The 7,112-nt window shown below is 63.3% G+C and carries 6 protein-coding genes; 3 read left to right on the top strand and 3 right to left on the bottom strand.

The features are described 5' to 3' along the window. Positions 1 to 9: 9 nt before the first annotated feature. From ugpE (GWI72_RS19840) to GWI72_RS19830, 3 genes are all read right to left on the bottom strand, one after another. Positions 10 to 852, bottom strand: coding sequence for a sn-glycerol-3-phosphate ABC transporter permease UgpE (gene ugpE / locus GWI72_RS19840; protein WP_161709753.1), 843 nt, complete (start codon positions 850 to 852; stop codon positions 10 to 12). A 10-nt stretch (positions 853 to 862) separates the two neighbouring features. Further along, the gene (locus GWI72_RS19835; RefSeq protein ID WP_161709752.1) at positions 863 to 1,744 is read right to left on the bottom strand and encodes an ABC transporter permease subunit; all 882 of its coding nucleotides are present in this window, start codon (positions 1,742 to 1,744) and stop codon (positions 863 to 865) included. 388 nt (positions 1,745 to 2,132) lie between these two features. Beyond that, positions 2,133 to 3,443 carry an extracellular solute-binding protein gene (locus tag GWI72_RS19830; RefSeq protein WP_161709751.1) on the bottom strand — a complete coding sequence of 437 codons (1,311 nt, stop codon included), beginning with the start codon at positions 3,441 to 3,443 and terminating at the stop codon, positions 2,133 to 2,135. A 519-nt stretch (positions 3,444 to 3,962) separates the two neighbouring features. Between GWI72_RS19830 and ugpB the strand changes: the two genes are divergently transcribed. From ugpB to ugpE (GWI72_RS19815), 3 genes are all read left to right on the top strand, one after another. Then, positions 3,963 to 5,273: a sn-glycerol-3-phosphate ABC transporter substrate-binding protein UgpB gene (gene ugpB / locus GWI72_RS19825; protein ID WP_208996000.1), complete on the top strand. Its 1,311-nt coding sequence runs from the start codon at positions 3,963 to 3,965 to the stop codon at positions 5,271 to 5,273. A gap of 92 nt (positions 5,274 to 5,365) precedes the next feature. Then, positions 5,366 to 6,250: a sn-glycerol-3-phosphate ABC transporter permease UgpA gene (gene ugpA / locus GWI72_RS19820; protein ID WP_161678201.1), complete on the top strand. Its 885-nt coding sequence runs from the start codon at positions 5,366 to 5,368 to the stop codon at positions 6,248 to 6,250. Positions 6,251 to 6,262: 12 nt separating this feature from the next. Next, a complete protein-coding gene (gene ugpE, locus GWI72_RS19815; RefSeq protein ID WP_161678203.1) occupies positions 6,263 to 7,111 on the top strand; it encodes a sn-glycerol-3-phosphate ABC transporter permease UgpE in 849 nt (282 codons plus the stop codon). Position 7,112: the final 1 nt, after the last annotated feature.

Here is a 7,112-nt window from a genome sequence, read left to right as displayed (position 1 = left end):
GGCAGCTGCTCACTTGTCGCTTTCGGTCAGGCCCTTGATGAACCAGCTCTGGAACACCACCACGATGAGCACGGGTGGAAGCATGGCCAGGATCGTCAGGGCAAAGGCTTCGTTGTAGTCGGGGATCTGCGAGCCGATCCAGGACAGCAGGATCGTCTTGATGCCGCGCACGAGGGTGAAATAGGCCTCGTCATTGGTCATCAGCGTGGGCCAGAGATACTGGTTCCAGCCATAGACGAACATGATGATGAAGATCGCCGCGATCATGGTGCGGGAGATCGGCACCAGGATGTCGAGGAAGAAGCGGACGGGGCCGGCGCCGTCGATGCGGGCGGCCTCGACCAGTTCCTCCGGCACCGAGCGGAAGAATTGCCGGAAGTAGAAGGTGCCCGTGGCCGAGGCCAGCAGCGGCACGATCAGGCCGGAGTAGCTGTTGAGCATGCCGAGGCCCTGCACCACTTCGTAGGACGGCAGGATGCGCACCTCGAGCGGCAGCAGCAGCGTCGTGAAAATGATCCAGAAGAACAGGCTCGCCAGCGGCAGCCGGAAGTAGACCAGCGCATAGGCCGCGATCATCGACAGGGCAATCTTGCCCACGGCGAAGCCGACGCCGAGGATCAGCGAGTTCATCAGCATCGTCGTGCCGGTCACCTGACCGGTGAAGCCGCCCTGGTGCGTCAGGACCTTGGTGTAGGTCGCCACCAGCTCGTCGCCCATCGAGAGCATCAGGCCGTTCTGGTGGATCTCGATGGACGAATGGGTGGAGGTCAGGAACGCCATCACCACCGGCGCGATCATGAAGAAGGCGCCGAGGATCAGGAGCAGGTGGTCGAACGGTCTGACGCGGGACATGACGGGCTCCTCAGCCGTAGTGGACACGCCGCTCGATGAAGCGGAACTGGGCCATGGTGAGCAGCAGCACCACCACCATCAGGATCACCGACTGGGCCGACGAGCTGCCCAGGTCGTTGGAGCGGAAACCGTCGAGATAGACCTTGTAGACCAGCGTGACCGGATTGTTGGCCGGTTCGTTGCGGGTCACGATGTCGATGATCCCGAAGGTGTCGAACAGCGCGTAGGTCATGTTGATGATGAGCAGGAAGAAGGCCGTCGGCGCCAGCAGCGGCAGCGTCACGGTCCAGAAGCGGCGCAGCTCCGAGCGGCAGTCGATCGCCGCCGCCTCGCGCAGATGCTTCGGGATGGCCTGAAGCCCGGACAGGAAGAAGATGAAATTGTAAGGGATCTGCTTCCAGACGGCGATCACCACCATGGCGAAGGCGGTGTCGTAGTAGTTGACGCCGACGCGCATGTCCCAGCCGAAGACCGCGGCCAGATCCACCAGCGGCCCGATGTGCTGGTCGAAGAACATGATGCCGATCAGGCCGGCCACCGGCGGCGCGATGGCATAGACCCACATCAGCAGGGTGCGGTAGGTCGAGGCGCCGGTCAGCACCGCGTCGGCTTTCACGGCGAGCACGAGCGCGATCGTCAGCGACAGGAAGGTCACGATCAGCGTGTAGAAGACAGTGAACCGGGCAATGCGCAGATATTCCGCCGATCCCAGCACCATCGCGTAGTTTTCCAGGCCCACGAAGGTCGCGCCGAAGCCGAACGGGTCCTCGATGTAGAAGGAGGACTGGATCGCCTGGGCGGAGGGCCAGTAGAAGAAGATGAAGATGATCACCAGCTGCGGCGCAAGCAGAAGGTAGGGCAGCAGCGGCGAGGAGAACTGGGCGCGCTTCATGGGCTTGCTCGCGGATCTGGCGGGCGTCCTGGACCCGGTGGGCCGGCAGGACGCGGAACGGACGACAGGATGAACGGCCGGGCATGGCCCGGCGTTCAGCATGATCCCCCCGAGTTTCGCTCGGTTTCCGTCATTCCGGACAAGGTGAGCGTTCAGCGAACCGCAGATCCGGAATCCAGCGCGTCAGTGCGAGCGCACGCGAACCCAAAGACAATGCAACGCAAAAAGCATGCGCTTGATCGGGTCCGTCGCGCTTCGCGCGGCTGACATCTGGATCCCGGCTCGTCGCTTCGCTTTCGCTCGGCTTGGCCGGGATGACGGGGGTAGGTTACTCGGCAGGTCGAACGGCCGGGCATGGCCCGGCCGTTGTCTCACTGGCAGGATCAGATCAGCCGGCGGTCTTGGCGAAGCGGGCGAGGATCTGGTTGGCCTCGTCCTCGATCGTCTTGAAGGCGTCCTCGACCTTGGTCTGGCCGGAGAAGACCTTGCCGAATTCGCGGTTCATGACGTCGCGGATCTGCGGGTAGAAGCCCATGCGGTAGCCCTTCGACCACTCGCCGCCCGGCAGCATCAGCTGCTTGATGCCGACTTCCGCGGCCGGCGTCTGCTGGTAGTAGCCGTCCTTCTTGGCCAGCTCGTAGGCGGCCGAGGTGATCGGCACGTAACCGGAGGTCTTGTGGTACCAGTACTGGATGTCCGGCGAGCTCAGGAAGTGGAAGAAGTCGGCCGTGCACTTGTTCTCCGCGGCCGGCTTGCCGGCCATGGCGAACAGGGCAGCGCCGCCGATGAAGGAGTTGGTGCCGGCGCCCTTGATGCCTTCCCAGTAGGGCAGGAACGTCGCGCCGAACGGCATGGTCGCGGTCTTCTGCAGGCCGCCGAAGGAGCCCGACGAGCCGATCCAGAGAGCGACCTTGCCTTCCTCGAACGGCTTCTGGTTCTCGTTCCAGCCGGCGCCGAAGAAGCCGAACAGGCCCTGGTCCTTCCAGGCCACGAGCTTTTCAAACATCTTGCGCTGTTCGGGGGTGTTGACGAGGATCTTGGTGCCTTCCACGCCGCTGAAGCCGTTGCTGTTGGTGGCAAACGGCAGGTTGTTGCGGGAATGGAAGTTCTCGACCATCTGCCACGGCAGGTGCGACTGGACCAGCGGGATGAAGCCGGCATCCTTCAGCTTCGGGGCAATCGCCTCGAACTCTTCCCAGGTCTTCGGGGCCTCGACGCCGGCCTTCTTCAGCGCATCGACGTTGTAGTACATGATCGGCGCGGACGAGGAGAGCGGCATGCCGACGAACTTGCCGGCCGCATCGGCGTAGAAGTAGCGCACGCCCTGAATGTAGTCGTCCGCCTTGAACGGGTAGCCGGCCTCGCGCAGCAGGTCTTCCGCGGCAACGGTCGCGCCCTTGGCGTTGATGATGGTGGCCGCGCCGGCGTCAAACACCTGCAGCACGTTCGGCTGCTGGCCCGAGCGGAAGGCCGCGATGCCGGAGGCCAGGGCCTCTTCGTAGTTGCCCTTGGAGACCGGCGTCAGGACGCAGGCCGACTGGGCCGCGTTGAACTTGGTCGCCAGCTCGTTCAGGATCTCGCCGTTCCGGCCACCCATGCCGTGCCAAAAGCTGATCTGGGTTGCGGCGAAGGCGGGGGCAGAGAACCCGGCGAGGGCAGCCGCGGCAACGGTACCGGCGACGAACTTGCGGAAAGACATGGAACACTCCCTGATTGGAATGGGCTGACGCGCGCCCGGAGGCGCGCAGCCTGTCGCAGCGCGGCCAGACCGGACGGCTCGATGGGCGACGACTGCGTAGTGTTTTCATATGAACGCGTGATGTCGTCGTGACGAATATTCGACGACAGTCGCGTCACCAGCCCCTTCCCGTGTCACCGGCATGCAAAGCCGGCCTGCAGGGCCGATTGTTACAGGGCGGTTACAATGGAATTTCGTGGAACGGGATGAAACATCGTCGAACCGCGCCCGGATTTACACGGAATGGCAGGTTCTTGCTGCGTCGCACCGTACCCGGGACGCTGCGGGGGCATTGTCGACGTCATCGAACTGTCGTACAACTTTCATATGAACGACATGCGCCGTTCATATGAAAACAATAAGCAGCGCAGGGACACGCCAGCCGGCACATTTGCCGGCCCGGCAGACGGTTCCAAGCGCTGTCCGGGCCAGACGGCCCCTCAACTGGGAGCAGGAAACACAATGGCTACTCGGCATCTCATGGCCAGCCTCGTCGCCGCCGCGACGCTGGCAGGCACCTCGACCTTCGCCTTCGCCGCGACCGAAATCACCTGGTGGCATGCCATGGGTGGCGAGCTCGGCGCGAAGCTGGAAGGCGTCGCCAACGCGTACAACGCGTCGCAGAGCGACTACAAGATCGTGCCCGTCTACAAGGGCTCCTACGCCGAAACCCTGACGGCGGCCATTGCCGCGTTCCGTGCCGGCCAGCAGCCGCACATCGTCCAGGTCTTCGAGGTCGGCACCGGCACCATGATGGCCGCCAAGGGCGCCGTCTATCCGGTCTACCAGCTGATGAAGGACGCCGGTGAAGACTTCGACCCGAAGGCCTTCCTGCCGTCCGTCGTGGGCTATTACACGGACACCGAGGGCAACATGCTCTCCATGCCGTTCAACTCGTCCACGCCGGTGATGTATTACAACAAGAACGTCTTCACCAAGGCCGGCCTTGATCCGAACACCCCGCCGAAGACCTGGGAAGACGTTGAAGCCTTCTCCAAGAAGATCATGGAGTCGGGCGCGGCGAAGTGCGGCTTCACCACGGGCTGGGTGTCCTGGGTCCAGACCGAAAACTTCTCGGCCTGGCACAACCAGCAGATCGGCACGCTGGAGAACGGCTTCGGCGGCCTGAAGACCGAACTGACCTTCAACAACCCGCTCGTTGCCAAGCACTGGGGCAACCTGAAGACCTGGCAGGACGCCGGCATCTTCCAGTATGGCGGCAAGGGTGGCGGCAACGACGCTCCCCCGAAGTTCTACTCGCAGGAATGCGCCATGTACATGAACTCCTCCGCCTCGCGCGCGGGCGTTCTGGCCAACGCCAAGGACTTCGAGGTCGGCATCTCCATGCTGCCGCACTACGCCGACGTGAAGCCGCAGAACTCCATCATCGGCGGCGCCACCCTCTGGGTGCTGCAGGGCAAGGCGGACGCCGAGTACAAGGGCGTTGCCGACTTCTTCTCCTACCTGTCGTCGCCGGAAGTGCAGGCACAGTGGCACCAGGACACCGGCTACCTGCCGATCACCCAGGCGGCCTATGAGCTGAGCAAGCAGCAGGGCTTCTACGAGAAGAACCCGGGTGCCGACGTCTCGATCAAGCAGATCACGCTGAACGCTCCGACGGCCAACTCCAAGGGCCTGCGCTTCGGCAGCTATGTCCAGATCCGTGACATCATCGACGAGGAGTTCCAGCAGGTCCTGAGCGGTGCCAAGACCGCCGACGTGGCCCTGAACGACCTGGTCAAGCGCGGCAACGCCCTGCTGCGCGAATTCGAGGCGGCCAACGCCAACTGATCCGTCCGGATCCAAGATGCCCGCGTCCCGGTCGGCCAGTCTGGCCACCGGGGCGTGGGTCTTTCTGTTCGCCGCGCGACCGGGTGTCCAGCATGCAAACCAAACGCACGATCTTCCCCAACAAGGCCCTGCCCTATCTCCTGCTGGCGCCTCAGCTCGCGATCACGAGCGTGTTCTTCTTCTGGCCGGCCGGACAGGCAATCTGGCAATCGTTCCTCCGCGAGGATGCCTTCGGCTTCAAGACCACCTTCGTCGGTCTGGCGAACTACACGGCGCTGCTCTCCGATCCCAACTACATGAGCTCGCTGCAGGTGACGGCCGTGTTCTCGGTCTGCGTGGCAGTGCTGTCGCTCGGCGTCGCCCTTGCCCTTGCCGTTGCGGTCGACCGCCTCATCCGCGGGGCAAGCGCCTACACGACGTTGCTGCTGTGGCCCTATGCCGTTGCCCCGGCCATTGCCGGCGTCCTCTGGTGGTTCCTGTTCAACCCGACCATCGGCATCCTGCCCTACATGATGGAAATGGTGGGATATGACTGGGATCACTCCCTCAACAGCACCGACGCCATGATCCTGGTGATCATCGCCGCGAGCTGGAAGCAGATCTCCTACAATTTCATCTTCTTCCTCGCCGGCCTGCAGTCGATCCCGATGTCGCTGAAAGAGGCGGCAGCGATCGACGGGGCCGGGCCGTTCAAGCGCTTCTTTACGATCACCTTGCCGCTCCTGTCGCCGACCTCGTTCTTCCTGATGGTCGTCAACGTCGTCTATGCCATGTTCGACACCTTCGGCATCATCCATGCCACCACCGAAGGTGGCCCGGCCCAGTCGACCAACATCCTGGTCTACAAGGTGTATTCGGACGGCTTCATCGGCCTGAACCTCGGGTCGTCGGCGGCCCAGTCGGTCATCCTGATGGCGATCGTCATCGTCCTTACCTTCATCCAGTTCCGCTATGTCGAGCGGCGCGTGGCCTACTAGGACAAGCCCGTCATGGTCGAAAACAAACCCTGGCTCACTGCCCTTGCCCACCTGGTCCTGATCCTCGGGGTCATCGCGGTCGCGTTTCCGGTCTATGTGGCGCTGATTGCCTCGACGCGGGCCCCCGACGAGTTCATGTCGGGCCTGATCCCGCTCGTGCCCGGCCCGCATGCCCTGCAGACCTACTGGGAGCTGCTGACGACGGGCGCCTCCACCTCCGGCGCCCCGCCGCTAGGGCCGATGATGCTGAATTCCCTGGTGATGGCGCTGATCATCGCCACCGGCAAGATCGCGATCTCGATCCTCTCGGCCTTCGCGATCGTCTATTTCCGCTTCCCGTTCCGGCAGTTCTTCTTCTGGATGATCTTCATCACCCTGATGCTGCCGGTCGAGGTGCGCATCCTGCCGACCTTCAAGGTGGTCGCGGATCTGGGCATGCTGAACAGCTATCTCGGCCTGACCGTGCCGCTGCTGGCCTCGGCCACCGCGACCTTCCTGTTCCGCCAGTTCTTCCTGACGGTGCCGGACGAGCTGCTGGAAGCCGCCCGCGTCGACGGGGCGGGGCCGATGAAGTTCTTCCGCGACATCCTGCTGCCCTTGTCGCAGACGAACATCGCCGCCCTCTTCGTCATTCTCTTCATCTACGGCTGGAACCAGTATCTCTGGCCGCTGCTGGTGACCACCGACACCGGCTACTACACGATCGTGATGGCCATCAAGCGCATGGCCGACGTGGCCGATGGCCTGCCCTACTGGAACTACGTGATGGCCGCAGCCGTCCTGTCGATGCTGCCGCCCGTGCTTGTCATCATCGTGATGCAGAAGCTCTTCGTCAAAGGTCTTGTGGAGACGGAAAAGTAAA

The sequence above is a fragment of the Pannonibacter sp. XCT-53 genome, from assembly GCF_009915765.1.
Classification (GTDB): domain Bacteria; phylum Pseudomonadota; class Alphaproteobacteria; order Rhizobiales; family Stappiaceae; genus Pannonibacter; species Pannonibacter tanglangensis.
Note: the sequence above shows the minus strand (reverse complement) of the source record. Positions and strands in the feature narration are given on the sequence as shown.